This window comes from Stenotrophomonas sp. YJH_SMC_130 (assembly GCF_059369035.1).
Genome location: NZ_JCAFSH010000008.1, coordinates 102,324 through 125,916 on the forward strand (window position 1 = coordinate 102,324; position 23,593 = coordinate 125,916).

A 23,593-nucleotide genomic window follows, 5' to 3' on the forward strand; every position below is an offset into this window, starting at 1 on the left:
GAAAAAGCCACTGCAAGAGTGAAGACGAGATGGTCAGTGGCTATATGGCATATATGCAGTCACTGTTCCCGGAGTGTACGCATGTCAGTCGTGGAGTGTCAGGCGAACACCTGCAACCGTACTCGAGCATAACGTCCCACTACGGCTACGGGACTGCAGTTTTTTACTCTCTCGCCAGCCCGCGTGAACTGCACTATGAGGTCTACTGTCCTGGCTGGGGTACTGGAGTGCCTGATCAGAGGAAGAACAGTATCGGGAGATTTCAGTACTTTGACTGTCCAGTTGGCTATCGGGTCATCGATGGTGGGCATCCTCAGTACAATCCGAATTCAACGCTCATTGATTGGCCAAATGTATGCCGGGCCGTTGATGCACATGAATCCATCTACATCTACAACGTCACTCAGACTGAGTCGACTCCAGGCAACTGCAATCCCTGTTTTCCTGCAACGGGTGATAAGGCGCGATTTGAGGTGGACTTCCAGTTTGCCGGGAAGGACTTCGTTCGCTCCTATCACTCGCTGGGGCAGATTCAAATTTCGCCAGATGTGGGTACCAACTGGTCGCATTCCTATATGGGTTCATTCACGTCCTCCTATGGGGAGGGACGCTTCACGGAGCGAGGCTATCTGGAAGCCTACTCATCCGGACGTGGTGAGCGCGCTTCTGCGGAGACGCTCAAGAAGCTCCCTGGCGGTGAATTCGAGCTCGTTGAGGAGTCAGGTTCAACGCGGCGCTTCACCGCGCAGGGGCGTTTGATTGCGATCGGCGACCCGGATCCAAAGAACGGAGTGTCGCTCAGCTACGATGTGAATGGCAGGCTGCAGCGAGCCGTTGATGGGTTGGGCCGGTCGCTGGTCTTCGCCTACGAACGTGGCAGGCTGATCTCAATTACGCTCCCCGACGGCTCAGCGGCTTCATACACCTACGATGACTTCGATAACCTCACAAGGGTCGTGAGGCCCGATGGCACCTCTCGACAATATCTGTACGCGGAGCCTGGGCTCGCCCCGGCGGCGGGGCGTAACCTGTTGACTGGCATCGTCGAAGGCGGCGCGCGTCACGCAACGTTCTCGTACAACGAGAAGGCCAAGGTCACGGGGAGCCATCTCTGGTCGGCGGGGCAGTCTGTGGATGCCATCACCATCAGCTACAACAATGATGGCTCGGCGACGACCGTGAACAGCTTGGGTGAGGTACGTCAGAACTTCATTGGCGGTGAGAAGTTCCGGCAGATCACCCAAACCACAGATTCCAAGGGGAGCAAGTCGTTCGGTTTCACGCCATATGGCCGCCCCTCCTATACGCAGGACGCGCTGGGGAATCGCACTTCGTACGCCTACGCCGACTCCAGCAGCGGCCCGGTTTCGCAGGTGCTGACGACGACAGAGGAATCATTGGGGCGGGTGACGCGGACGGTCCGTGATTCGGGCAACAGGGTGATTGAACAACGTGTGAGCCAGAAGAACGCTGGCGATGAACAGCTCGTTTCGCTTGATAGAGAAGTGCTGGATACAGCGGGGCGTGCTCTCTATTCATGCCAGTACGATGCAACGCAGAGCACGGATTACGTGTGTGGCTCCCTACCCGTTGCGCCTGGCAATGTCCGGCAGACGGCACGTGCGTATTGCACGGATGCAGATGTGGCCGCCAATGCAATGCTATGCCCCCTCGTGGGCCTTCAGCGCTCGATCAAGGATCCGGCGGGCAATGTCACGCAGTTTGAGTACTTCGGCGCAAATGATCCGGGCTGTGACGCAGGGGGCGCATGTTCCCATCGCAAGGGCGACCTGCGGGCAATCGTCAATGCGTTGGGTCAGCGCACCGAGTTGCTGGAGTATGACGCGCTCGGTAACCCGGTTCAGATCCGTGGCATCGATGGTTCCGTAGTCGAGCGGTTGTTCGATTCGATGGGGCGCGTTCTGACGGAGGCGCTCAAGGGCGATGTGCCGGCCAATGATCGCATCAGCCTTTACGAGTACAGCTCTACTGGCAAGCGGACTCGTGTCACCGGGCCAGATGGTGTGTGGGTTCGCATGGTCTATGACACGGCCGATCGACTGGTGGCCATCGAGGATGCCGCTGGCAATCGTGTTTCGTATACCTTGGATGCTGCAGGCAACCGTATCCGCGAAGAGGTCCGGGACAGTAGTGGTGCGTTGAAGCGGTTCGGGGATCGTCAGTTCGACACCCATAGCCAGATGACCCGACAGGCGGGTGCTGACGGACAGCCTTTCCTCTTCCGTCATGATGCCAATGGCAACGTGCTGGAGACCGAGAGTCCGCTGGGTGTCATCTCAATGAGTACCTACGATGGTGCAGATCGCCCCAAAGTGCAGATTCAAGACGCGGGTGGGATCAATGCCGAAGTCCGCTATGCCTATTCCGCCAACGGGCAGGTAGAGCAGGTCGTCGATCCCAAGGGGCTTGCGACACGGTACGTATACGATGGATTTGGCACTCCTCAAGGCCAGCTCAGCCCGGATACTGGCACTGATGCCTTTACGGTGGATGCCATGGGCAACCGCACCACGCGCACTGATGCGCGTGGTGTGAAAGCGTCCTACAGCTACGATGTGATCAATCGCCTCAAGAGCATCACTTATGCGGACCCGAATCTTGATGTGGTCTACGCCTATGATGCTGCCCCTGCGGTCTGCCCGGCTGGTGAGCGCTTCGGCGAGGGGCGCGTGGGTCAGGTGCTGCATGCGGGTGGCAGTACGGCATACTGCTATGACCGTTTCGGTCAGTTGGTACGCAAGGTACAGACGGTCGATGGGGTTGGTTTGACTCTGCGCTACTCCTACACCAAGGCGGGGAGGCTGGAGCGGTTGACCTATCCGGATGGCAGTATCACCGACTATGCCTACGACAATCTGGGCCGTGCCAGTGAGGTAGGACTGACGCTTCCAGGGCAGGCTCGGAAGGTGGTCGTTACCAACATCACGTACGCACCGTTTGGCCCGATGACGGGTTGGGCGTACGGTAACGGCCGCCATCTGCTTCGGGAGTTGGATGCCGATTACCGTCCGACTCGGGTGTATGACGCGGCGCCCGGAGGCTTGTCCATCGGATTCGGCTACGACGCGGATGGGAATATTGTTGAAGTCAAGGACGGCACCGGGACGACCAGGCTGGCGCGATATGGCTACGATGCGCTGGGCCGCCTGACTCAGACCCGGGATGGTGCAACCGGCACGCCGATTGAAACCTATGCCTATGACGCCACCGGTAATCGGACCGCGCTGACCACCTCGGCAGGCACCGCCAGCTACACCTATCCAGCAACCAGCCACCGGTTGACCGCGGTGGATGGCGAGGCACGTAGCCATGACGCAGCGGGTAACACCACCAGCATCGGCAGCAAGTTGTTCACCTACAACGATGCCAACCGCATGAATGCGGTGAAGCAGGACGATGCCGTACTGGAAAGCTACGGTTATAACCATCGCGGTGAGCGCGTGCTGCGCACCCCAGCCGGTGGCGCTGCTCAGATCACCCTGTATGACGAAGCGGGGAAGTGGCTGGGCAACTATTCGGCCACGGGCCAGGCACAGCAGCAAGCCATCTGGCTGGAAAACTATCCGGTGGCGCTGATCAGCATGCCGGCTACCGGCGTGCCGGACCTGGCCTACGTCCAGCCGGATCATCTGGGCACGCCGCGCGTGGTAATCGACCCGGCGCGCGATTCGGCGATCTGGGAGTGGAGCAGTAAGAGTGAAGTGTTCGGCAACCAGATTCCGAATGCCGATCCGGACGGAGACGGTGTGGCGTTCGAGCTGGCGCTGCGCTTTCCTGGGCAACAGACCACGGATGCAAATGGACTCTTCTACAACTACCGCCGCGACTATGATTCTGAGACGGGACGATATCTGCAGAGTGATCCCATTGGACTATGGGGTGGGTTGTCAACGTTTTCCTATGTCGAAGGAGATCCGTTGTCACTAGTGGACCCACTGGGGCTGAGAGGCGGAGTCCCGCCGAACATGAATAGACATGGGGGCGGGAACTCAGCACAGAGAAGGCGGGCGCTTCGTGCGCAAGTAAGAGCGGTTCAATCGAACTCACTCTCCTCGCCCATCTATTCACGGGGGCTTTCGCCTGAGGACGTGGGGTCATTGGAGAACGCGGCAAGTCTTGTGAGTGAGCATGACTACACCCAGTATTGTGCCGTTGAAATTTGCAGGGCATCTCAGGACCGCTGTACCAGTGGCGACGTAATGGTGGGCGGATTTCCGTCTGATCCAACTGTGGCGCAGGTTCATGCGCGCGGCTGCTCTTGTGCGAGCGCCTACTATACAAATCCGTATCCGCCACTTCTATCAAGGCCCGAGGTCGAGTCTGCCGATATCATTGAGATAGTGCGCGACACGTTAATCAATTGGAAGGGGCGCAGATAAGTGGTGGTCCTGCGGATATTCGGCTTTCTTGTGGGTCTATTGATGGTCGTCTATGGCGTTGCAGTCATGGACGATGCATTGATTGGGACAGGGCCTTGCCGAGCGAACTGTGGTCTGTATAGCGCCTTGATTCGTTTGTTCGGCCAGTCGATCTATAACAAATTGATGGGCTTTTCCTGGATTGTTGCGGGAGTGATGTTCATTTTTGTTTCCATTGTGGTTTGGCACGGAAAAGGATCTGCGGAAAGGCGTAGGCGGAAAAAGGGACGCCGAGGCCGATCGAGATGAGTGGATGAAATATCTCAGGAGATCCAAGTTGTGTGTGAAAGCGCTTCCGCGCAATGCGGACGGCTCAGCCCCCAGCCAAATCCAAATAGCGCTCATGCAGCGCTTCCACCTGCGCCTGCAGGTCTTCCGGGTGGCCATCGTTGACCACCACATCATCGGCCAGTGCCAACCGCTGCGTGCGGCTGGCCTGGGCGGCGATCATCTTGTCGGCCAGTGCGGCGTCGATGCCGTCGCGCTGCATCAGCCGGGCGTGCTGCACGGCTTCGGGTGCATCCACCAGCAGCACCCGGTCCAGCCACGGGTAGGCGGTCCGCCCACCGACCTCGGTCAGTAGCGGAATGGCGGCAATCGCATAGGGGCTGGTTGCCTGCTCGCACTGCTGTTGCATCAGCAGGCGGATGGCCGGGTGGGTGATCGCTTCCAGTGCCGCCCGCTCGGCCGGGTCGGCAAATACGTGGGCACGCAGGCGCGCCCGGTCCAGGCTGCCATCCGCCTGCAGCATGTCGGCGCCGAAACGCTCGGCGATGCGGTTCAGGGCGGGGCTGCCGGCAGCGACCACCGCGCGGGCGGCCAGATCGGCGTCGGCCACCACGATGCCCAGCGCCTCGAAGCGCCGGGTCACCTCGCTCTTGCCGGCGGCAATGCCGCCGGTCAGGCCCACTACATACCGGCTCATGGGGATTCCCCTCAGCGCAGTCCGCTCAACACCAGGTACTGCTCGACCACGGGCGCGCCCCACATGAAGTACAGCCAGCCTGCGATGGCCAGGTAGGGGCCGAACGGAATCGGCGTGGCGCGGTCACGGCCCCGGGTGTACAGCCAGATCGAACCGATGATGGCGCCCAGCACCGACGACAGCAGAATGATCGGCAGGATGCCCTTCAGCCCGCACCAGGCGCCGAGGGCGGCCAGCAGCTTGAAATCGCCGTGGCCCATGCCTTCCTTGCCGGTCAGCTGCTTGAACAGCCACCAGACCATCCACAGCGACAGGTAACCCACCGCCGCGCCGACCAATGCAGGCTTGGCCGGCATGTACAGGTTGTCGATGTTGCCTATCAGGCCCAGCCACATCAGGGGCAGGGTCAGCTGGTCGGGTAGGAGCTGGGTGCGCAGGTCGATGCCGGACAGGGCGATCAGGAAGCAGGTCAGCACGATGGCGCCGAAGCCCTGCCAGCCGAAGCCGAACTGCCAGACGCAGGCCAGCACGAGCACCGAGGTCAGGGCCTCGACCAGCGGATACTGCAGCGAGATCGGCGCCTTGCAGTGGCGGCACTTGCCGCCCTGGATGAGCCAGCTGAACAGCGGGATGTTCTCGTACCAGCTCAGCTTGTGCTTGCAGTGCGGGCAGTGCGAGGGCTCGACCACGATCCCCGGTGGTGGGGGCTCGTAGAAGTCCGGTTCCTCCAGGACCTCGCGCGCATCACGCTTCCACTGCCACTCCAGCCGCTTGGGCAGGCGCAGGATGACGACGTTGAGGAAACTGCCCAGCAGCAGCCCCAGGGCGGCCGCGGCGGGGTAGCCGAGGCCGGGATGCTGGTCTAGAAATGCCATGTATTGATTATCCGACGACGGAAGCGAGCTTGAAGATCGGCAGGTACATGCCGATGACCATGCCGCCGACGATGGTACCAATGATCACCATGATGATCGGCTCCAGCAGGCTGCTCAGGGCGTCAACGGCATTGTTGACCTCCTGCTCATAGTACTCGGCCACCTTGAACAGCATGGCGTCCAGGGCACCGGCCTCTTCGCCGATGCCGGTCATCTGGATGACCATGTGCGGGAACAGGGCGGTCTGCTTCATGGCCATGTTGACCGGGTAACCGACCGATACGTCATCACGCATGCGCAATACGGCATGCTCGTAAACCGTATTGCCGGTGGCGCCGGCCACGATGCCCAGGGCCTCCACCAAAGGTACGCCGGCCTTGAAGGTGACAGCGGTGGTACGGGCGAAGCGGGCGATCGAGCTGTTGTGCATGATCTGCCCGATGACCGGCAGCTTCAGGACCAGCCGGTCCATGCTGTGCTGCATCTTCGGCGACCGTTTATATGCGGCAATGAAGCCGACGATTGATCCGATGATGACCAGCAGGATCAGCCACCACCACGAGACCATGAAGCGGGACAGATTGACGATCATCTGGGTGAACGCGGGCAGGTCCGCGCCAAAACCCTTGAATACATCTTCGAACTGAGGAACCACCCAGACCAGCAGGATGCCACTGACCAGCAGGGCAACTGCCAGCACCATGGCGGGATAGAACATTGCCTTCTTGATCTTGCCCTTCAGGGCTTCAATGTTCTCTTTATAGTTGGCGACAGTGTCCAGCACTGTTTCCAGAACGCCGGCACCCTCGCCCGCCTTGACCAGATTGCGGTAGAGCTCGTCGAACTGCACCGGATACTTGCTGACCGCTTCGTAGAGCGATGATCCGCCCTCGATATCGGTGCGCAGGCCATCCACCATTTTCTTCATGCGCGGGTTCTTGTGCCCGCTGGCAATGATTTCTAGCGAACTGACGATAGGCACACCGGACTTCATCATGGTGGCCATCTGCCGGCTGAAGAAAGCGATGTCCTTCGGCGAGATTCGGCTGCCGGAGCCACCGAACAACGGTTTGGGCTTGAGCTTGACCGTGCCTGGCGTAATGCCTTGCCGGCGCAACTCAGCCCGCAGCAGGTTCGCATTCTTTGCGGCCTGCTCGCCTTTCATCTTCACGCCCCGCTTGTCGGTCCCCACACAGACAAACGGCTGCAGCTCCGTGGTGCTGCGCGCCACGGGCTCCTTCTTGATCGCACTGCGACTGACAGACATATCGGCTCCCCAAGACCCGCCATCCCCAGGCGGGCATCTAGCCCCTGATGGTAGCGGGTTCATGCCCGTCTGGGCAGTTGCCAAGGGGCCCATGATGCGAATTCGTGCCAGGTGCCGACCAAAGGTGACGCACTGCGTCACATTGCCGCGTCCATCGCAGATTCGCATGCGGGGGGTTCCCATCCGTGAAATAGCTGCCATCATGGGCGCGGGGAAATCCAGGGGGAGGCGTGCCGGGGTTGGCACGCAACCTGCGTTGATCCACCCGCAGGGGGCAGGACCCGCTCAGCTGGCCGCCGGCCAGACCGATCCTGTGCTCTGAAATCAACCACCACTTATCTTGGGGATGTACCAAAATGAAGAACCAGAAGGGCTTCACCCTTATCGAACTGATGATCGTCGTTGCGATCATCGCCATCCTGGCCGCCATCGCCCTGCCGATGTACCAGGACTACGTGGCCAAGTCGCAGGTGACTGCTGGCCTGGCTGAAATCACCCCCGGCAAGACCCAGTACGAAGTTGCCCTGAACGAAGGCAAGACCACCGTCGCCGACATCGCCGAACTGGGTCTGAAGGACTCTGACCGTTGCACCATCTCGCCGATCACCGCCCTGAGCGCGACGGGCTCGATCGAGTGCACCCTGAAGGGCAACACCAAGATCATCGGCAAGAAGATCCGTGTGGAACGTGCCGCTGATGGCACCTGGGCTTGCAAGACCGATATCACCGCAGCGGACAAGAAGTACATCCCGAGCGGCTGCGTCACTGGCTAATGTGACCTGCATCGGTTGATCAGAGGCCCCGCTCGTCGGGGCCTCTTTTTTGGGGCTGATTGCCTGGGCAGTCAGATTTGCTGGAGCAGGTCTGGAACCATTGGGGAGTGTTCCATATGAGCCGGGAGCGTGGGTTTTCTCTGATTGAGCTGATGATCGTCGTGGCGATCATTGCGATCATTGCGGCAATTGCATTGCCGATCTATCAGGACTATGTCGCGAAGACGCAGTTGTCGGCAGCCTTTGCCGATATCCGACCGGGCAAGACGACAATTGAAACGACAGTTCAGGATAGTCGCGATAGTTCGTTGATTGACGCGACCTATATAGGCTTGAGGCCTACTGCACGCTGCTCGGTTGTATCGGCAGAGTTGGCAGCCAGTGGCGTGGCCAGCATAGGCTGTACCGTCATTGGTGGCCCGGCGATCACCGGCAAAGACCTCATCCTCCGCCGCGCAGCCGACGGCACCTGGACCTGCGACGGCAGCGCCTTCGAAGCGCGCTATCGCCCAACCGGCTGTTGATCACACTTCGGCTTGCCAATGGGATGTTGGCGGGCCGTTGACGGGGCTATCATCCGGGGGGGAGTCAGGATCGTGCCTGCCGGACTGGGAGTGCCGGGCGAGGCAGTCATGCTGAAGGATTGGCGTCGTCGTCGGCCAGCGGGTCGCGGCAGGTTCTGCTGCCCTGTGCGGTGCCCCTGGAAGGCGCGCCGCACTGCCTGACCCATGATGAGCCAAGGATTCATATGAACGCCGTAACCACCGCCAATCTCGTCGGCATCACCGGCCTGGCCCGTCGCCTGGTCCAGGATGGTGCGCTGGACGAGGCTTCCGCCCGCGACGCCATGGCCAAGGCCGCTGCGGCCCGCCAGCCGCTGCCGACCTGGTTCGCGCAGAACAAGGTGGTTGGGGCGGCCCAGTTGGCGGCCGCCAATGCGGTCGAGTTCGGCATGCCGCTGTTCGACGTGTCCACGTTCGACGCCAGCCAGAACGCGATGAGCCTGGTCAGCGAAGAGCTGCTGCGCAAGCACAACGTGCTGCCGCTGTTCAAGCGCGGCGGCAAGCTGTTCGTGGGTACCAGCAACCCGACCCATTCGCTGGACGAGATCAAGTTCCACACCAATCTGGTGGTGGAACCGATCCTGGTGGATGAAGACCAGATCCGCCGCACGCTCGAGCAGTGGCATGCCAGCCATGACACGCTGGGCGACGCGCTCGGTGGTGACGACGATGGCATTGGTAACCTGGATGTGTCCGGCGGTGACGAGGACATTTCCGGGGGCGGCGACGCCGGCATCGATGCCAAGGGCGACGACACCCCGGTGGTGAAGTTCGTCAACAAGGTGCTGGTGGACGCGATCCGCAAGGGCGCCTCGGACATCCACTTCGAGCCCTATGAAGACGACTACCGCGTGCGCCTGCGCATCGATGGCCTGCTGAAGATGGTCGCGCGCGCGCCGGTGAAGTTGAACCAGCGCATTGCCGCGCGCCTGAAGGTGATGGCGCAGCTGGACATCGCCGAGAAGCGCGTGCCGCAGGACGGACGCATCAAGCTCAATCTGTCCAAGACCAAGCAGATCGACTTCCGCGTGAGCACGCTGCCGACCCTGTTCGGCGAGAAGGTGGTGCTGCGTATCCTCGACGGCAGCGCGGCCAAGCTGGGCATCGACAAGCTGGGTTACGAACCGGACCAGCAGAAGCTGTTCCTGGAGGCCATCCACAAGCCGTACGGCATGGTGCTGGTGACCGGCCCGACCGGTTCGGGCAAGACGGTGTCGCTGTACACCGCGCTGGGCATCCTCAACGACGAGACGCGCAACATCTCCACCGCCGAAGACCCGGTGGAAATCCGCCTGCCCGGCGTCAACCAGGTGCAGCAGAACAACAAGCGCGGCATGACCTTTGCCGCGGCACTGCGCTCGTTCCTGCGACAGGATCCGGACATCATCATGGTCGGCGAAATCCGCGACCTTGAGACGGCCGAGATCGCGATCAAGGCGGCGCAGACCGGCCACATGGTGCTGTCCACGCTGCACACCAACGATGCGCCGCAGACCATCGCGCGCCTGATGAACATGGGCATCGCGCCGTACAACATCACCAGCTCGGTGACGCTGGTGATCGCCCAGCGCCTGGCGCGCCGGCTGTGCAACAACTGCAAGCGCCCGGCCAATCTGCCCGAGCATGCGCTGCTGGCCGAAGGCTTCACCCAGGCGCAGCTGGACGCGGGTATCGAGCTGTACGAGGCGGTCGGCTGCGATGAGTGCACCGAGGGCTACAAGGGCCGTACCGGTATCTACCAGGTGATGCCGATGACCGACGAGATCGCCACGATCGTGTTGGCTGGCGGCAATGCGTTGCAGATTGCCGAGGCCGCGCAGCAGATCGGGGTGAACGATCTGCGCCAGTCGGCGTTGAAGAAGGCTGCTGCGGGCATTACCAGCCTGGCCGAGATCAACCGCGTTACCAAGGACTGAGGTAGAGCCGAGCCCATGCTCGGCTGAGGTACCGAAGAGCAGCCGAGCGTGGGCTCGGCTCTACAGTAGATCCACGCCATGCGTGGATGATCGGCCACGGGTCCCATAATAGATCCACGCCATGCGTGGATGGCGCGGTCCCGACCACCGCGCAGCCGGGCATGGGCTCGGCTCTACTCCATCCCCAGCTTCTTCAGCTTGTAGCGCAGCGCGCGGAAGGTAATCCCCAACTGCGCGGCGGTGCGGGTCTTGTTCCAGCGGTTCTCTTCCAGCGCGCGCTGGATGGCGCTGCGTTCGAGCTGTTCGATGTACGAGGGCAGGGCGGCGCTGCCGGGCTGCAGGTCCACCACGGCTTCGGCGTGTGCTGCGCTGCCGGGCGTGCGCGGGGCATGCTGCGGCAGGCGCAGGTCGTCGGCGCCGATGCGGTCTTCTTCGGCCAGGGCCAGCGCGCGTTCCAGGATGTTCTCCAGTTCGCGCACGTTGCCGGGGAAGGCGTACTGGGCCAGTGCATCCAATGCCGACGGCGCCAGCAACGGCGTCGGGCGGCCGTGGCTGCGGGCCAGCCGTGCCAGCACCGACGCGGCCAGTTCCGGCAGGTCCTGGCGACGCTCGCGCAGCGGCGGCACCCTCAGTTCGATCACGTTGATGCGGTAGTACAGGTCGTGGCGGAAGCGCCCGTCCTCGACCAGCTCGGCCAGGTCCTTGTGGGTGGCCGAGAGGATGCGCACGTCCACCGGCTCCTCGTTGGCGGCGCCGACCGCGCGCACCGACTTTTCCTGGATCGCGCGCAGCAGCTTCACCTGCATCTGCAGGGGCAGCTCGGCCACTTCGTCCAGGAACAGGGTGCCGCCATGGGCGGCCTGGAACAGCCCGGGCTTGTCGGCGTGGGCGCCGCTGAAGCTGCCCTTGCGGTGGCCGAAGAATTCGCTCTCCATCAGCTCGCCGGGAATGGCGCCGCAGTTGACCGGTACGAACGGGCCGGCCGCGCGGGCGCCCTGGGCGTGGATGGTGCGTGCGACCAGTTCCTTGCCCACGCCGGATTCACCGAGGATGTAGACCGGCGCCTGGCTGCGCGCGACCTTGCCGATGGTGGTACGCAGCACGTCCATGGCCGGCGAGTCGCCAAGCAGGCGTGCGCCCTGTTCGGCGGCAGGGCCGGGTGCAGGGCGCTCGGTGTTGTTCAGTTCCAGCGCGTGCTTGACCAGGCCACGCAGCACGGCGATGTCCACCGGCTTGCTGACGAAATCGAAGGCGCCGGCCTTCAGCGCTTCCACCGCCAGGTCCATGCTGCCGAAGGCAGTGATCATCGCCACCGGCGTGCGCGGGTAGTGCTGGGCGATCTCGCTGACCAGCTCGATGCCGTTGCCGTCCGGCAGGCGCATGTCGGTGATGCACAGGTCGTACGGATTGCTGGCCAGCAGTTCGCGCGCTTCGGCAAGGTTGGCTGCGGTACTGATGCGCAGCCCCATGCGGCCGAGCGTCAGTACCAGCAGTTCGCGGATGTCGCGTTCGTCGTCGACGACGAGGGCGCTGCGGGTTTCGTTCATGGGCGTGAAAGATAAACGAGGGGGCTGGAAGCGACAAATGTTTGACGCACAGAATCGAGATCAGGTGGGCAACAGCGTATGCGGGCCGGGCAACACCAGGCGGAAGCAGGAGCCGCCGGCGGGTACCGGGATGTAGTCCAGCCGTGCCTGGTTGGCCCGGCACAGCTCGCGGGCGATGTACAGGCCCAGCCCGGTGCCGTGCTCGGAGGTGGTGAAAAACGGCCGGAACAACTGCGCGGCCACGGTCTCGGGAATACCGGGGCCGCGATCCATCACGTCGATCACTGCGCTGCGTTCGTGCTGCGCCACGCGCAGGCGCACGCGGGCCGGCTGCTGGCCGATACGGCCGTATTTCAGGGCGTTGTGCACCAGTACGGTCAGCACCTGGTAGAGGTGTTTGGTGTCGACCTGGGCCATCACCGAGATCTCGCTGATGATCGGTTCGATGCTGTCGGTCTCCAGCGTCTGGCCCTGTTTGTACTCCAGCACGAAGCGGCGCACGAAGGCGGCCAGGTCGACGTTTTCGGGCGTGGCGCGCTCGCGCCGGGCCAGGCCCAGCACGCTTTCGACGATGCCGTTGGTGCGCTGGCACTGCTGGCGGATGATCTGCAGCAGGCGGCGGTCGCTTTCGTTGAAGCCGGTGCCTTCCTCCAGCAGCTGCACCGCGTAGTTGATCGCGGCCAGCGGGTTGCGGATCTCGTGGGCGAGGCTGGCCGAGAAGCGCCCCATTGCTGACAGGGTGAGCGATTCGGCACGGCGCGAGACCACGCTGGAGTCGTCCAGGAACACCAGGGCCAGCTCGCTGCCGGCCAGCAGGCGCGCAAAGCGGGGCTGCACTTCGGGCTGGTCGGGGTTGAGCTGCAGCGGCAGTTCGTCCTGGGCCCAGCCGTTGCGCCAGCGCTGCAGGCGACGGGCGAGTTCCGGGGCGGCGCTGGCCAGGTCCAGGCGGCCGCTTTCGCCGCTGCCGTCGCTGTCACCGAGCAGCATCGAGGCGGCCTCGTTGGCCAGGGTGACACGGTTGTCGGCGTCGACCACCAGCACGCCGGTGCGCATGCGGCGGATGATCAGCTCGTTGATCTGGAACAGGTTGGCTACTTCGTCGCCGCGCTGGTTGGCCAGCTGCTGGTTGCGGCGCGCGCGGCTGCCGACCTGGTAACTGATGAAGGCCAGCGCCAGGTAGCTGGTGGCGAACATCGCCAGTTCGGCCAGGGTGCGGGTGGGGTCGCCGCCTTCCAGCAGCTTCCAGGTGTATTCGACGCCGGTGGCGAGGCTGGCGGCCAGTGCCAGGCCCAGCCCCAGGCTGAGCGGCAGCAGGGTGGCGGCGGCGGCGATGTTGAACAGCAGCGACATCGAAATGCCGGCGCTGGCACCGGGCAGGGCATGTGACAGCAGGGTGGCGGCGACGATGTCCACCAGCACGCCGCTGACCACGATCGGGCGCAGCCAGCGTTCGTTGCGGCCGATCACCAGCGCCAGCAGCGACAGCACCAGGTAGATGGCGGCGACGGTGTCGGCCAGCCGCGGGTGGTGGGCTTCGCCGACCATGGCCGACAAGGGGCTGTAGAGCAGGGCGGCGATGACCGAGGCGATCAGCACCCGGTACAGCGCGAAGAAATACAGCTCACGCCGCGGAATCGATTCGATGCGGTCGATCAATGAAGCACTGGGTGACACGCCGGAACTCCCCTTCTGGCTGCCTGGGTCTGGAATCTGCGGCGGGCCTGCCCGGCGTCCCCTGAGGCCGGGCGGTACGTCGCTTCGATGTGGCCTGCGGTGGAAGCCGTCGAGCACCCCCGACGCTACACACCCTGGTTGACCAGTATAGGGCCCCCGGCAGGGCGCCGCCGGCGCGGCCCGGATCGCGCATTTGACCCGGGATGGATACCGCTGGCCAGCCGGCCCCCGGGCGCAACTGCCTGAATGACGGCGGAAATCTGGCCGGGTCTGGCGTTTTGTACAGACTTCTTTGCGCCCCGGCGCCGGCTCGGCCACAATAGTGGGCCCGCCGCGGTCCGTGCCGGTGCCTCTTTGAGGGGGCCCTGAGGAATTGCGTGCGGTCGTTCCTATTCCCACGGTGACGCATGAATTTCCACGAATACCAGGCAAAACAACTGCTTGCCGAATACGGCATCCCGGTCCCGGCCGGCAAGGTCGCGGCGACCCCGGACGAGGCGGTTGAAGTCGCCCAGTCGCTGGGCCAGGGCCCCTGGATGGTCAAGGCGCAGATCCACGCTGGCGGCCGCGGCAAGGCTGGCGGCGTCAAGTTCTGCAAGACCGTCGACGACGTGAAGGCCGCAGCGGCCAAGATGCTCGGCACCAAGATGGCCACCTACCAGACCGCCGGCGTCGAGCTGCCGATCAACCTGGTGCTGGTGACCACCGCCGGTGAGATCGTCAAGGAGCTGTACCTGTCGGTCCTGGTGGATCGCGGCACCCGCACCATCAGCTACATCGCCTCTTCCGAAGGCGGCATGGAAATCGAGCAGGTCGCTGCCGAGACCCCGGACAAGATCCACACCCTGAACGTGGACTTCGTCGAGGGCGTGCAGGGTTACCACGGCCGTGACATCGGCTTCAAGATGGGCCTGACCGCCAAGCAGGCCGGCCAGTTCGCCAACATCATGGTGAACCTGTACCGCATCTTCAACGAGAAGGACCTGGCGCTGGTTGAGATCAACCCGCTGGCGATCCTGGACGATGGCAACCTGTACGCGCTGGACGGCAAGTTCAACAGCGACGACAACGCCAACTTCCGCCACAAGGAACTGGTCGCGATGCGCGACAAGTCCCAGGAAGATGAAACCGAAGTGACCGCTTCGGAGCTGGACATCAACTACGTCACCATGGACGGCAACATCGGCTGCATGGTGAACGGTGCCGGCCTGGCCATGGCCACCATGGACGTGATCAAGCTCAACGGCGGCGAGCCGGCGAACTTCCTGGACGTGGGCGGCGGTGCGAACAAGCAGCGCGTCATCGAAGCGTTCAAGCTGATCCTGTCCTCGGACAAGGTTGAAGGCATCTTCGTCAACATCTTCGGCGGCATCGTCCGCTGCGACATGATTGCCGAAGGCATCATCGCCGCCGTGAAGGAAGTGGGCGTCAAGGTTCCGGTCGTGGTGCGCCTGGAAGGCACCAACGTGGAAGAGGGCAAGCAGCTGCTGCGTGACAGCGGCATGGCCATCATCCCGGCTGACAACATCAACGACGGCGCCAAGAAGGTCGTTGAAGCGGTCAAGAACGCCGCCTGATCCACGACACCGAAGGAAATTCCCATGTCTGTTTTGATTAACAAGAACACCAAGGTGATCGTGCAGGGCTTCACCGGCCAGCAGGGCACCTTCCACGCCACTCAGATGATCGAGTACGGCACCCAGGTTGTTGGCGGCGTGACCCCGGGCAAGGGTGGCACCACCCACATCGACCTGCCGGTCTTCAACACCGTTGCCGACGCCGTGCAGAGCACCGGCGCCAACGCGTCGGTCATCTACGTGCCGCCGCCGTTCGCGGCCGACGCGATCCTGGAAGCTGCGGCTGCCGGCATCAAGGTCATCGTCTGCATCACCGAAGGCATCCCGGTGCTGGACATGCTGCGCGTCAAGAACGTGCTGACCCGTTCCTACCCGGACACCGTGCTGATCGGGCCGAACTGCCCGGGCGTCATCACCCCGGGCGAGTGCAAGATCGGCATCATGCCGGGCCACATCCACAAGCCGGGCAAGATCGGCATCGTGTCGCGTTCGGGCACCCTGACCTATGAAGCGGTCAAGCAGACCACCGAAGTCGGCCTGGGCCAGTCCACCTGCATCGGCATCGGCGGTGACCCGATCAACGGCCTGAACTTCGTCGACTGCCTGAAGCTGTTCAACGAAGACCCGCAGACCGAAGGCATCATCATGGTCGGCGAAATCGGCGGTGACGCCGAAGAAGCCGGCGCCGAGTACATCAAGAACCACGTGAAGAAGCCGGTCGTCGGTTTCATCGCCGGTGCGTCGGCTCCGGCCGGCAAGCGCATGGGCCACGCGGGCGCGATCGCCTCGGGCGGCAAGGGCACCGCGGAAGGCAAGTTCGCCGCGATGGAAGCCGCTGGCGTGGTCACCGTCCGCTCGCCGGGCGACCTGGGCGCTGCCATCGCCAAGCTGGTGAAATAAGATCGGCTGCCTCTGGCAGCCGATTCTGTAGAGCCGAGCCCACGCTCGGCTTGCTTTGGAAAAGCCGCCCTCGGGCGGCTTTTCTGCGTCTGTCGCCCCGGCCATCCCGGCAACCCCATCCACGCATGGCGTGGATCTACTGAGCCAGGGCTGTCCACGCAGTGAGCGCGCCCGGCGTGCGCATGGCGCAGCGCTACAATGGCGGCATTGCAACCACAGGCTGGATTCCCATGGCTTCGATCCGCATCGCGATGGCGCAGTTCGACTTCCCGGTCGGCGACGTCGCCGGCAACACCGAGCGCATCATCGAGATGATCGGCCAGGCGCGCGATGAGTACGGCGCCGAGCTGGTGATGTTCCCCGAGCTGGCGGTGAGCGGCTACCCGCCGGAGGACCTGCTGCTGCGCCCGGGTTTCCTGTACGAGTGCGAGCAGGCGTTGACCCGCATCGCCACCGCCTGCCGTGGCATCACCGCCGTGGTCGGCTGGCCACAGGCGGCTGGCGCGGTGGTCTACAACGCTGCCAGCGTACTGCGTGACGGCCTGGTCGAGCAGACCTACCGCAAGCGCGAACTGCCCAACTACGCGGTCTTCGACGAGCGCCGCTACTTCGACGTCGATCCGGATGGTGGCAGCTGCGTGTTCGAGGTCAATGGCATTCCGGTCGGCCTGCTGATCTGCGAGGACCTGTGGTTTGCCGAGCCGCTGGCCGACACCATCCGCGCGGGTGCGCAGCTGGTGGTGGTGCCGAATGCTTCGCCCTACGAGCGTGGCAAGCACGCCCAGCGCGACGCCGTGCTGGCCGCGCGTACCCGCGAGAGCGGGGCGGCCATCGCTTACCTCAACGTGGTGGGCGGCCAGGATGCGCTGGTGTTCGACGGTGCTTCGGTGGTGGCGGATGGTGATGGCACGGTGCACCCGGCCGCTGCTGCCTTCGTCGACCAGTGGCTGGTGGTGGAGTATGACGGTGAGACCCGCCGCTTCATGCCGCATGTGTGGATGGACGACGGCGACGAGAGCATGGACGCGCTGGCCTGGCGCGCGGTGACCCGTGGCATCCAGGACTACTGCCGCAAGAACGGTTTCAGGAAGGTGTGGCTGGGCCTGTCCGGTGGCATCGACTCGGCCCTGGTGCTGGCATTGGCCGTGGATGCGATGGGCGCGGAGAACGTGACCGCCGTGCGCCTGCCGTCGCGCTACACCGCCGGCCTGTCCAACGACCTGGCCGCCGAGCAGTGCCGGGCGCTGGGGGTGAAGCTTGAGGCTGTGTCGATCGAGCCGGCGTTCAAGGGCCTGATGGAATCGCTGGCGCCGATGTTCGAAGGCACCGCGCCGGACGTGACCGAAGAGAACCTGCAGTCGCGCAGCCGCGGCGTGATCCTGATGGCGCTGGCCAACAAGTTCGGCGGCCTGCTGCTGACCACCGGCAACAAGAGCGAGTACGCGGTCGGCTACGCCACCATCTACGGCGACATGTGCGGTGGCTATGCGCCGTTGAAGGACCTGTACAAGACCGAGGTGTTCGGCCTGTCCAAATGGCGCAATACCGTGGGCGGCGCACCGGTGATCCCGCCGGCGGTGATCAGCCGCCCGCCGTCGGCCGAGCTGCGCGAGAACCAGCTGGACCAGGACTCGCTGCCGGCCTATGACGTGCTGGACGGCATCCTCTACCGCTACATCGACCAGGAGCAGTCGCGCGGCGAGATCGTGGCCGCCGGCTACGACGCAGCGGTGGTCGACCGCGTGCTGCGCCTGGTGCGCATCAGCGAGTGGAAGCGGCACCAGGCCGCGCCGGGGCCGAAGGTGTCGCGCCGGGCGTTCGGTCGCGAGCGTCGCTATCCGATCAGCAACGGCTACAAGGGCTGAGGCAACGGTGGGTGGGCAGTGCCGGCCGCTGGCCGGCAACCCGTCGGCCTCTCTCCGGTGGGTGCGGAGCTTGGTCCGCACGATGGTCGAAGATCATCCTCGCTCGGCGTGGATCTACCGGGCTTCGTCGAGCAGCTGTTCGATGCCGGCAGTTTCCGCAGCGTCGCTGAAGTGGCCATCCTCAAACCGCGCACGTACGAACGCCAGGCCATCGGCCGCCGCCGCGTCCAGCGTGCCCCGGTGGTCGACGGGGTAGCGCCGGAACGCGACCGGCTCGCCTCGCAGGGCCAGGCCAGCGGCGTACAGCAGGGTGGTCAGGTAGGGCACATCGCGGTCCTGGCTGCCATGGCCCAGCATCAGCGGTTGGCTGAAGCCGCGGCGCGGTACGCCGAGATAGTCGTACAGCACGGCCCAGATGCCCGGCACGTGGGTCAGCGGTGCAGTGAACATGCTGCCGGTGTCGGCGCCGTCCAGGGTGACGGCCAGTTCGCCCAGGCACTGCTGGCGTGCCACGGCCACACGCGCTCGGCCTTCTTCGCTGAGGACGCGGTCGATCTGTGGCGCGACCTGCAGCAGGCCATCGAGCAGATACGCGTGGTAGGCGTTGAGCGCGCCCGGATTGGCTGTGCGGTTGTCCGGCTTCATCACCAGTGCGGTCAGTTCGACTGCGGTGGGCGTGCCGGTGGTGAAGCTGCCGCGGTACTGCAGCGACGGTCCACCATAGGTGGGGGCGATGTGGCCCGCCGTGAGCGCGGCGGCACCGCCCTGCGAATGGCCGACCGAGACCCAGCGCGGCGACAGCGTCCCGTTGTCGAGGTACTGGCGGCTGGCCTTGATCATGTCGATGGCATTGCGCGCGGCAGTGCGCACATGCAGATAGGCATGGTCGCCTGAGCTTCCGAGGCCCTGGTAATCCGCGGCGACCACTGCATAGCCCTGTGCCAGGAACCGATCAAGAAAGCGCCCGTCGCGTTCGGGTTGGTAGGGGCCGGAGACCGAGGGCGCACAACGATCCGCAATGCCCTGGGTGCCATGGGCCCACGACACCACCGGCCAACCGCCGATGGGCGGCGTGCCGGCGGGCAGGTACAGCAGGCCGGTGCCTTCGGCCAGCTGCCCGCGGTGGTCAGGAGTGCGGTAGTGCAGTTTGTAGGCCTGGGCGGCCTGGGACGGCACCCAGGTGGCGCGATAGGGGGCTGCGGACAGCAGATCGCCCGGTGCGCCCTGTGCGGCGGCCGGTGGCGCCGAGGTCAGCGCCAGCAGCGCGATGGCGAGGAGGCAGGACAGAGGGCGGATGCTGCAGGGCAGTGGGGCCATGGGGCGCTCCGTGATGGCCGGTGTGGCCGTGGCGCTGCAGTGTGGATGGCCGTGCCCGGGCGGGCTGCGACCGGCGTCGCATCCGCCGTGGATTCGTAGCATTCCTAGGTGCCGCCCCGGCGCGGGGAGGCGGACGAGGAAAGCAGTCCAGCATGGCTCGACTCTACAAAGAAGAAGGGCCCCTTTCGGGGCCCTCGCTTACTTCTTTTCCAGTCGCGCGTTGCGCTGGCCGGTGCTGGCGGACTTCTCGCCGGCGAACGGGTTCAGCTTGCGGATCATCCACGGGTACTTCGGCCACTTCCCTTCCAGCCACGGGTGGTCCGGCTGGTTCAGCTGCAGGACGCGGCGGGCGTCGTCGGCCAGGGTCTTGTTGCCCAGGTGGGTGTAGGAATCGGCCAGCACGGCCACGGCGTCGTACTGGAAGGCGCTCTGCGGGTAGGTTTCCAGCAGGTAGTTGGCGCGGCCCACGGCTGACACCCAGGCGCCGCGGCGCATGTAGTACAGCGCGTTGTCCAGCTCGTGCTGGGCGAACACGTCACGCAGCTCCAGCATGCGCTGGCGCGCATCGGCGGCGTAGCGGCTGTTCGGATAACGATCAACCACGATGTTGAAATCCGAGTACGCCTGGTGCGGCGTGGACAGGTCGCGGCGGCTGGCATCCAGCGACCATACGCGGCGCAGGAAAACCGTACTGCGGTTGGAGTTGGCCAGGCCGCGCAGGTAGTACAGATAGGCAATGTTGCGGTGGGTCGGGTAGGTACGGATGAAGCGGTCGATGCTGGACACCGCGTCATCGTGCTTGCCGGCCTTGTACTGGGCGTAGGCGGTTTCGATCATCGCCTGCTCGGTGTACGGACCGTACGGATACTGGGCCACCAGGCGGCGGAAGCTGGCTTCGGCGCCGCTCCAGTTGCCGCCCTGCATCAGCTTGTGGCTTTTCTCGTACAGCTGTTCGACCGGCACGCCTTCATCGGGGCGATCACCCTTCTTGGCGCCGCGATGGCAGCCGGTTGCGGCGATGACCAGCACCAGCAGCAGGGCGGTGAGGCGGACGGGCGCGGAGAGCATGGCGGAGCGTCGGATCATGGGGTCGAGGCGGGACGCGGCTGGAATACGAAGGGTCGATGATAGCCTAGTGTCCTGTCCAGCGACTGAAACCGGCCGCCGGGACCCCAAAATTTCAAAGAATGCCCCCTGCCATGTCTGAACAACCCTCTGAATCGGCCCGCCAGGCCATCGTCCCCGACACCGCTGCCGGCCGTCGTTTCGACGCGGTCGTGGCCGAACTGTTCCCCGAATACTCGCGCTCGCGGTTGACCGAGTGGATCAAGGCCGGTGAGGTCCTGCTGGACGGTGCCCAGGTGCGGCCGCGCGATCCGCTGCGTGGCGGCGAGGTGGTGACCCTCAACGCGGTGCTGGAAACCCAGACCGACGCCCAGCCGGAGGACATCCCGCTGGACGTGCTGTTCGAGGACGAGCACCTGCTGGTGATCAACAAGCCGGTGGGCCTGGTGGTCCATCCGGGTGCCGGCAACCACAGCGGCACCCTGGTCAACGCGCTGCTGTTCCGCGATCCGTCGGTGGCGGTGCTGCCGCGCGCCGGCATCGTGCACCGCCTGGACAAGGACACCAGCGGCGTGATGGTGGTGGCCAAGACCCTGGAAGCGCAGACCGCGCTGGTCGAGCAGCTGGCGGCACGTGACGTGCACCGTCAGTACCTGGCCATCGTGATGGGCGCGCTGGTGGCCGGTGGTACTGCCGATGCCCCGATCGACCGCCACCCGCGCGACCGCCTGAAGATGGCGGTGCGTGAGGACGGCAAGGAAGCGGTGACCCACTACCGCCTGCGCGAGCGCTTCCGGGCACACACCGCGCTGGAGTGCCGCCTGGAAACCGGCCGTACCCACCAGATCCGCGTGCACATGGCGCACGTGCGCCATCCGATCATCGGCGACCCGCTGTATGGCGGCGCGCTGAAGCTGCCCAAGGGCGCCAGCGACGAGCTGGTGGCCGCGCTGCGCGGCTTCAAGCGCCAGGCCCTGCACGCCGAGACCCTGGAGTTCACGCACCCGATCACCGGTGAACCGGTGCGCAACACCGCGCCGGTGCCGGAGGACATGCTGCACCTGCTGAAGGTGCTGCGCGAAGACAGCGAAGCCTTCGCCGCCCGCGAGCGGGACCGCTGGTGATGGCGGCCGCGCTGCCGTTGCTGCAGGCCGACTGGCCGGCGCCCGCAGGCGTCCATGCGCTGACAACGCGCCGGCACGGCGCGGGCATCTCGCCGGTACCGTTCGCGCAGTTCAATCTGGGCAACCGGCACGCGGCCGATGGTGATACCCCGGCCAACGTGGAGCACAACCGCCAGCTGCTGCAACAGGGGCTGGCGCTGCCGTCGGCGCCGCACTGGCTGCGCCAGGTGCACAGCAGCACCGTGCTGCGCTTCGATGCACCGCCGGCGCCTGGCGCGAGCGAGCCGGTGGCCGACGCGGCGGTAACCTCGGTGCCGGGCGTGGTGCTGGCGATCCTGACCGCCGACTGCCTGCCGGTGGTGTTCGCCGCCGCCGACGGCAGCGAGGTGGGCGCGGCCCATGCCGGCTGGCGGGGGCTGGCCGACGGCATGCTGGAGGCCACGGTAGCCGCCCTGCAGACGCCGCCGGCGCAGCTGCGGGCCTGGTTGGGCCCGGCCGCCGGGCCATCCGACTATGAGATCGGCGAGGAGGTCTATCACGCCTTCGTCGGCCATGATCCCGCTGCTGAGCGGGCGTTCGTCGTGACCCGCCCCGGACACTGGAAGGTGGACCTGTTCGCGCTGGCGCGGCAGCGCCTGCAGTCTGCGGGGATGGACCCGGCACAGGTGTATGGCGGCACGGTGTCGACGATGGCCGACCCGGACCTGTATTCGCATCGGCGCGATCGTCGCACCGGGCGCATGGCGACCCTGGCCTGGATCGCGCCCTGACTGCGCCGCTGTTCGCGCGTGTGCTGGGGCCGGCCTTCGTCACCCTGGCAGGACCGGTGCAGGCGCTGCATGCCGCGCCGTTGCCGTGCCGCTACGCAGGGCAGGCCTGCATCGTGAGGGGGCGGCACTGGCTGGTGCCGCTGCTGGCTGCGTTGGCGCGGTTGCCACAGGACGGTGACGCGCTGCCCACCGAGGTGGCGTTCAGCCGCTACCGGCAGGGCGAGCAGTGGGCGCGGCGGTTCGGGCGCTGGCCAATGGTGTCGCGGCTGTGGGCGCACGACGGGCATCTGCGCGAGCAGCTGGGCGCGGTGCGCTTCGAGTTCGCGCTGCGGGCCCGCGACGGTGGTATCGACTGGTCGGTGCGCCGGGTCTGGGCGTTCGGGCTGCTGCCGCTGCCGACGCGTTGGTTCGGCGGTGTGCGCTGCCGTGAAGCCTGGCAGGGCGAGCGCTACACTTTCCTGGTCGATGTGACGCTGCCCTGGGCCGGAGCCCTGATCCGCTATGAAGGTTGGCTCGAACCGCAGTGACGCTGCCGCCGAGGCTGGCAGCGCGGTGATCGTGTTCGATGGCGTGTGCGCACTGTGCAATCGCTGGGTGCGGTTCCTGCTGCGTTTCGACCGCAGGGGGCGCTACCGCTTTGCAGCGATGCAGGGGCAGAAGGGCAGCGCGATGCTGCGCGCGCACGGGCTGGATCCGCAGGACCCGATGTCGTTCCTGCTGCTGGACGCACAGGGTGCCTGGACCGATACCGATGCGATCCTGCGCGTATTTGCGGGGCTGGGCGGCGCCTGGCGCGTGGCCGGCGTGCTGCGGCTCGTGCCGCGCCGCTGGCGTGATGCGGCGTATCGCGCGCTGGCACGCAACCGCTACCGCTGGTTCGGTCGGCATGACACCTGCCATCTACCCGCACCGGAACAGGCCGCGCGGTTCCTGGATTGACGAAAAAGGGGACGGAGGGGATTAAGTCGTTTGTGCACAAACGACTTAATCCCCTCC

Annotated in this window: 18 protein-coding genes; 11 read left to right on the plus strand and 7 right to left on the minus strand. The window is 64.9% G+C overall.

Going from position 1 to position 23,593, the window contains the following annotated elements:
- Positions 1-29 precede the first annotated feature (29 nt).
- Positions 30-4,400 carry an RHS repeat-associated core domain-containing protein gene (locus AC5P5V_RS11965; RefSeq protein WP_423176706.1) on the plus strand — a complete coding sequence of 1,457 codons (4,371 nt, stop codon included), beginning with the start codon at positions 30-32 and terminating at the stop codon, positions 4,398-4,400.
- A gap of 352 nt (positions 4,401-4,752) precedes the next feature.
- On the opposite strand, the gene coaE is transcribed toward AC5P5V_RS11965, so the two are convergent.
- Genes coaE through AC5P5V_RS11980 form a run of 3 tightly spaced genes read right to left on the minus strand, consistent with a single transcriptional unit; the run spans position 4,753 to position 7,506 of the window.
- The gene (gene coaE, locus AC5P5V_RS11970) at positions 4,753-5,364 is read right to left on the minus strand and encodes a dephospho-CoA kinase (protein ID WP_134968481.1); all 612 of its coding nucleotides are present in this window, start codon (positions 5,362-5,364) and stop codon (positions 4,753-4,755) included.
- Positions 5,365-5,375: 11 nt separating this feature from the next.
- Positions 5,376-6,239 carry a prepilin peptidase gene (locus tag AC5P5V_RS11975; RefSeq protein ID WP_065185263.1) on the minus strand — a complete coding sequence of 288 codons (864 nt, stop codon included), beginning with the start codon at positions 6,237-6,239 and terminating at the stop codon, positions 5,376-5,378.
- A 7-nt stretch (positions 6,240-6,246) separates the two neighbouring features.
- Complete coding sequence (locus AC5P5V_RS11980) at positions 6,247-7,506, minus strand: type II secretion system F family protein (protein WP_495215886.1); 1,260 nt, start codon at positions 7,504-7,506, stop codon at positions 6,247-6,249.
- A 356-nt stretch (positions 7,507-7,862) separates the two neighbouring features.
- Between AC5P5V_RS11980 and AC5P5V_RS11985 the strand changes: the two genes are divergently transcribed.
- The 3 genes from AC5P5V_RS11985 (at position 7,863) to pilB (ending at position 10,758) form a co-directional block, all read left to right on the plus strand.
- Positions 7,863-8,279 carry a pilin gene (locus AC5P5V_RS11985; protein ID WP_134968483.1) on the plus strand — a complete coding sequence of 139 codons (417 nt, stop codon included), beginning with the start codon at positions 7,863-7,865 and terminating at the stop codon, positions 8,277-8,279.
- A gap of 77 nt (positions 8,280-8,356) precedes the next feature.
- Entirely contained in the window at positions 8,357-8,803 is a 447-nt protein-coding gene (locus tag AC5P5V_RS11990) for a pilin (protein WP_404830582.1), read from the plus strand.
- Positions 8,804-9,027: 224 nt separating this feature from the next.
- The gene (gene pilB, locus AC5P5V_RS11995; protein WP_134968484.1) at positions 9,028-10,758 is read left to right on the plus strand and encodes a type IV-A pilus assembly ATPase PilB; all 1,731 of its coding nucleotides are present in this window, start codon (positions 9,028-9,030) and stop codon (positions 10,756-10,758) included.
- A 173-nt stretch (positions 10,759-10,931) separates the two neighbouring features.
- Here pilB and AC5P5V_RS12000 read toward each other — a convergent pair whose 3' ends face one another.
- Together AC5P5V_RS12000 and AC5P5V_RS12005 are read right to left on the minus strand one after the other, a co-directional pair.
- Positions 10,932-12,305 (minus strand): sigma-54-dependent transcriptional regulator, encoded by a 1,374-nt coding sequence (locus tag AC5P5V_RS12000; protein WP_075676419.1) that lies wholly within the window; start codon positions 12,303-12,305, stop codon positions 10,932-10,934.
- Positions 12,306-12,365: 60 nt separating this feature from the next.
- Positions 12,366-13,979 (minus strand): sensor histidine kinase, encoded by a 1,614-nt coding sequence (locus AC5P5V_RS12005; protein ID WP_134968485.1) that lies wholly within the window; start codon positions 13,977-13,979, stop codon positions 12,366-12,368.
- A gap of 407 nt (positions 13,980-14,386) precedes the next feature.
- Here AC5P5V_RS12005 and sucC point away from each other — a divergent pair, with 407 nt between their 5' ends.
- From sucC to AC5P5V_RS12020, 3 genes are all read left to right on the plus strand, one after another.
- Positions 14,387-15,556: an ADP-forming succinate--CoA ligase subunit beta gene (gene sucC / locus AC5P5V_RS12010; protein WP_005418614.1), complete on the plus strand. Its 1,170-nt coding sequence runs from the start codon at positions 14,387-14,389 to the stop codon at positions 15,554-15,556.
- A gap of 24 nt (positions 15,557-15,580) precedes the next feature.
- Positions 15,581-16,456: a succinate--CoA ligase subunit alpha gene (gene sucD, locus AC5P5V_RS12015; protein WP_005418610.1), complete on the plus strand. Its 876-nt coding sequence runs from the start codon at positions 15,581-15,583 to the stop codon at positions 16,454-16,456.
- A gap of 230 nt (positions 16,457-16,686) precedes the next feature.
- The gene (locus tag AC5P5V_RS12020) at positions 16,687-18,321 is read left to right on the plus strand and encodes an NAD+ synthase (protein WP_134968486.1); all 1,635 of its coding nucleotides are present in this window, start codon (positions 16,687-16,689) and stop codon (positions 18,319-18,321) included.
- A gap of 114 nt (positions 18,322-18,435) precedes the next feature.
- Here AC5P5V_RS12020 and AC5P5V_RS12025 read toward each other — a convergent pair whose 3' ends face one another.
- Entirely contained in the window at positions 18,436-19,638 is a 1,203-nt protein-coding gene (locus AC5P5V_RS12025; RefSeq protein WP_134968487.1) for a lipase family protein, read from the minus strand.
- Between the two features lie 198 nt (positions 19,639-19,836).
- Positions 19,837-20,724: an outer membrane protein assembly factor BamD gene (locus AC5P5V_RS12030; protein WP_032960726.1), complete on the minus strand. Its 888-nt coding sequence runs from the start codon at positions 20,722-20,724 to the stop codon at positions 19,837-19,839.
- Between the two features lie 113 nt (positions 20,725-20,837).
- Between AC5P5V_RS12030 and rluD the strand changes: the two genes are divergently transcribed.
- From rluD to AC5P5V_RS12050, 4 genes are read left to right on the plus strand one after another with little or no spacing between them, the layout of a single operon-like run.
- On the plus strand, positions 20,838-21,827 hold the full coding sequence (gene rluD, locus AC5P5V_RS12035) for a 23S rRNA pseudouridine(1911/1915/1917) synthase RluD (RefSeq protein WP_080376926.1): 990 nt from the start codon (positions 20,838-20,840) through the stop codon (positions 21,825-21,827).
- Positions 21,827-22,597 carry a peptidoglycan editing factor PgeF gene (gene pgeF / locus AC5P5V_RS12040; RefSeq protein WP_154351294.1) on the plus strand — a complete coding sequence of 257 codons (771 nt, stop codon included), beginning with the start codon at positions 21,827-21,829 and terminating at the stop codon, positions 22,595-22,597. The genes rluD and pgeF overlap by 1 nt, the downstream gene beginning before the upstream one ends.
- A 20-nt stretch (positions 22,598-22,617) precedes the next feature.
- Positions 22,618-23,124 carry a DUF4166 domain-containing protein gene (locus AC5P5V_RS12045; protein WP_154351293.1) on the plus strand — a complete coding sequence of 169 codons (507 nt, stop codon included), beginning with the start codon at positions 22,618-22,620 and terminating at the stop codon, positions 23,122-23,124.
- Positions 23,099-23,536 carry a thiol-disulfide oxidoreductase DCC family protein gene (locus AC5P5V_RS12050; protein WP_231352266.1) on the plus strand — a complete coding sequence of 146 codons (438 nt, stop codon included), beginning with the start codon at positions 23,099-23,101 and terminating at the stop codon, positions 23,534-23,536. Before AC5P5V_RS12045 ends, AC5P5V_RS12050 begins: the two co-directional genes overlap by 26 nt.
- Positions 23,537-23,593 lie beyond the last annotated feature (57 nt).

Excerpts from the sequence above, each read along its gene's own strand:
- AC5P5V_RS11965 (WP_423176706.1), top strand. The coding sequence starts at position 30 with ATGGTCAGTGGCTATATGGCATATATGCAGTCACTGTTCCCGGAGTGT.
- coaE (WP_134968481.1), bottom strand. The coding sequence starts at position 5,364 with ATGAGCCGGTATGTAGTGGGCCTGACCGGCGGCATTGCCGCCGGCAAG.
- AC5P5V_RS11975 (WP_065185263.1), bottom strand. The coding sequence starts at position 6,239 with ATGGCATTTCTAGACCAGCATCCCGGCCTCGGCTACCCCGCCGCGGCC.
- AC5P5V_RS11980 (WP_495215886.1), bottom strand. The coding sequence starts at position 7,506 with ATGTCTGTCAGTCGCAGTGCGATCAAGAAGGAGCCCGTGGCGCGCAGC.
- AC5P5V_RS11985 (WP_134968483.1), top strand. The coding sequence starts at position 7,863 with ATGAAGAACCAGAAGGGCTTCACCCTTATCGAACTGATGATCGTCGTT.
- pilB (WP_134968484.1), top strand. The coding sequence starts at position 9,028 with ATGAACGCCGTAACCACCGCCAATCTCGTCGGCATCACCGGCCTGGCC.
- AC5P5V_RS12000 (WP_075676419.1), bottom strand. The coding sequence starts at position 12,305 with ATGAACGAAACCCGCAGCGCCCTCGTCGTCGACGACGAACGCGACATC.
- sucC (WP_005418614.1), top strand. The coding sequence starts at position 14,387 with ATGAATTTCCACGAATACCAGGCAAAACAACTGCTTGCCGAATACGGC.
- sucD (WP_005418610.1), top strand. The coding sequence starts at position 15,581 with ATGTCTGTTTTGATTAACAAGAACACCAAGGTGATCGTGCAGGGCTTC.
- AC5P5V_RS12020 (WP_134968486.1), top strand. The coding sequence starts at position 16,687 with ATGGCTTCGATCCGCATCGCGATGGCGCAGTTCGACTTCCCGGTCGGC.
- AC5P5V_RS12025 (WP_134968487.1), bottom strand. The coding sequence starts at position 19,638 with ATGGCCCCACTGCCCTGCAGCATCCGCCCTCTGTCCTGCCTCCTCGCC.
- AC5P5V_RS12030 (WP_032960726.1), bottom strand. The coding sequence starts at position 20,724 with ATGATCCGACGCTCCGCCATGCTCTCCGCGCCCGTCCGCCTCACCGCC.
- rluD (WP_080376926.1), top strand. The coding sequence starts at position 20,838 with ATGTCTGAACAACCCTCTGAATCGGCCCGCCAGGCCATCGTCCCCGAC.
- pgeF (WP_154351294.1), top strand. The coding sequence starts at position 21,827 with ATGGCGGCCGCGCTGCCGTTGCTGCAGGCCGACTGGCCGGCGCCCGCA.
- AC5P5V_RS12050 (WP_231352266.1), top strand. The coding sequence starts at position 23,099 with ATGAAGGTTGGCTCGAACCGCAGTGACGCTGCCGCCGAGGCTGGCAGC.